Here is a 2231-nt window from a genome sequence, read left to right as displayed (position 1 = left end):
TGCTGATCCTGCCGATCGGCGGGGCGGACATGCCGGTGGTGATCTCGATGCTGAACAGCTACTCCGGCTGGGCGGCGGCGGGCATCGGCTTCACGCTGCAGAACAACCTGCTGATCGTCACCGGCGCCCTGGTCGGCTCCTCGGGCGCGATCCTGTCCTACATCATGTGCAAGGGCATGAACCGCTCGATCTTCAACGTCATCCTCGGCGGCTTCGGCGGCGACAGCGGGGCGGCGTCGGCGGCGGCCGGCGGCGGCGAGCGCGGCACGGTGAAGGCCGGCTCGCCGGAGGACGCGGCCTACATCATGAAGAACGCGCAGTCGGTGATCATCGTCCCGGGCTACGGCATGGCGGTGGCCCAGGCCCAGCACGCGCTGCGCGAGATGGCCGACCTGCTGAAGAAGGAGGGCGTCGAGGTCAAGTACGCCATCCACCCGGTGGCGGGGCGCATGCCGGGCCACATGAACGTGCTGCTGGCCGAGGCCAACGTGCCCTACGACGAGGTGTTCGAGTTGGAGGACATCAACCGCGACTTCAGCACCGCGGACGTGGCCTTCGTGATCGGCGCCAACGACGTGACCAACCCGGCGGCCAAGACCGACCCGCAGTCGCCGATCTACGGCATGCCGATCCTCGACGTGGAGAAGGCCAAGACGGTGTTCTTCATCAAGCGCGGCATGGCCGCCGGCTACGCCGGTGTCGAGAACGAGCTGTTCTTCCGCCCCAACACCATGATGCTCTTCGGCGACGCCAAGAAGGTCACCGAAGAGGTCGTGAAGGCCACCGAGTAAACGCCTGCCGAAAGGAAAAGCCCCTTCCCGGACGAACCGGGAAGGGGCTTTCCTGTTGCCCGCGAAGCGGTCGGATCAGAAGCCGACCGCGCCCTCGGCGACGTGGTCGACGATGGTCAGGTGATTCTCGACGCGGGTGACGCCGGGGGTATTCTCGGCGGCCACCCGCAGGGCGTCGCGCTGCGCCTCGGTGCGCACGCTGCCCCAGAGATGGACGACGCCGTTGCGCACGACGATGTTGTCGCTGATCTCCGGCGCCCAGGGCTGCGCCCGCAGGGTCTCCAGCAGCCGGTCGCGCAGCGCGCGGTCGTCCGCCGCAGCGGGGGAGACGTCCGGCGCGATGCTGGCCAGGACGTGCAGCAGGTTGGCGCGGCTGACGATGCCGACCAGCCGGCCGTTGCGCAGCACCGGAACGCGCTTGATGCGGTTGCTTTCCATCAGGCGGACCACCTCGTCGAGCGGGGTTTCCTCCGTGACGAAAATCAGCGACTCGGTCATCGCGTCGCGCACGTGGCGACCGTGGGACTTGGTGTAGTCGGCGGCCTGGTTCGGCGCGCCCGCAAACATGGCGAGCCACCAGGAGGCCCGGCGCACCGTGCCGGTCTCCGCCCGGCGCAGCAGGTCGCCCTCGCTGATGACGCCGAGCAGACGCCCGTCCGGATCGCAGACGGGCAAGCCGCTGATCCGGTTTTCCAGCATGCGCTTGGCGGCTTCGGTGACCGTCGCGTCGGGACCGATGGTGATCACCTGACGGGTCATGATGTCCGCTGCTTTCATGACGTTTCCTCCATTCGTCTGATTCGTTTACCCGGCCAACTTACATGTGTGCGGAGGGCGGCGAAACCGTCTGGTGTACGGCATACCAAATTTCCGCAGGGAGAACCGGCAGACGAAAAAAGAAGGCTCCGTCGGCGGAACGCCGCGGAGCCGTCAGGTGGGGGAATCTACAGGGAGGAATGCGTGTAGTTCCAAGGGCATTTTGTACCCCCGAACGGTCCGGCCCAACCACTATGGATTTGGTATGCCAGTTATGCTTGATTGGGATACCGTATACGATATTCCAGACACGCTGCGCAAAACGTGGATTCCGGTGCAAGCGCAGGGGTGTTCCGGCGTCCTCGTTCATCAAATAAACAGTTCGCGAGCCAAACATATCCGCTTGTCATGAACTGGCATCTGGTATACCGTATCACCAATCCAAGCCGCTTCCCTCTCCGGGGCAACGAAAGCGCGGCCAAACCCGGTCGAACGGGCACCCCCAGCCAGCCGGGGGCGGAGAGAGAGGGACGGGAACAGCAATGCAGATGATGACATTCTCGGTCGCACCCCTGGACCAGGGGATGAGCTTCAAGGCCAAGGCCTACCAGGCGCTGCGCCAGGCCATCACCCAGATGGACATCTACGGCGGGCCGAGCGAGATCCGCCTCGACGAGCGCCAGC

2 protein-coding genes are annotated in these 2231 nt (G+C 65.5%); one reads left to right on the top strand and one right to left on the bottom strand.

Annotation, left to right across the window (positions count from 1 at the left end; genetic code table 11):
* Positions 1 to 791: NAD(P)(+) transhydrogenase (Re/Si-specific) subunit beta (locus DS843_RS30785; protein ID WP_149472610.1), on the top strand; the 791-nt coding region annotated here is incomplete at its 5' end.
* A gap of 75 nt (positions 792 to 866) precedes the next feature.
* Here the strand turns inward: DS843_RS30785 and DS843_RS30780 are convergent.
* Positions 867 to 1568, bottom strand: a complete 702-nt coding sequence (locus DS843_RS30780) for a CBS domain-containing protein (RefSeq protein ID WP_149472609.1) — start codon at positions 1566 to 1568, stop codon at positions 867 to 869.
* Positions 1569 to 2231: the final 663 nt, after the last annotated feature.

This window comes from Roseomonas genomospecies 6, from assembly GCF_008365375.1.
GTDB lineage: Bacteria > Pseudomonadota > Alphaproteobacteria > Azospirillales > Azospirillaceae > Azospirillum.
Note: the sequence above shows the minus strand (reverse complement) of the source record. Positions and strands in the feature narration are given on the sequence as shown.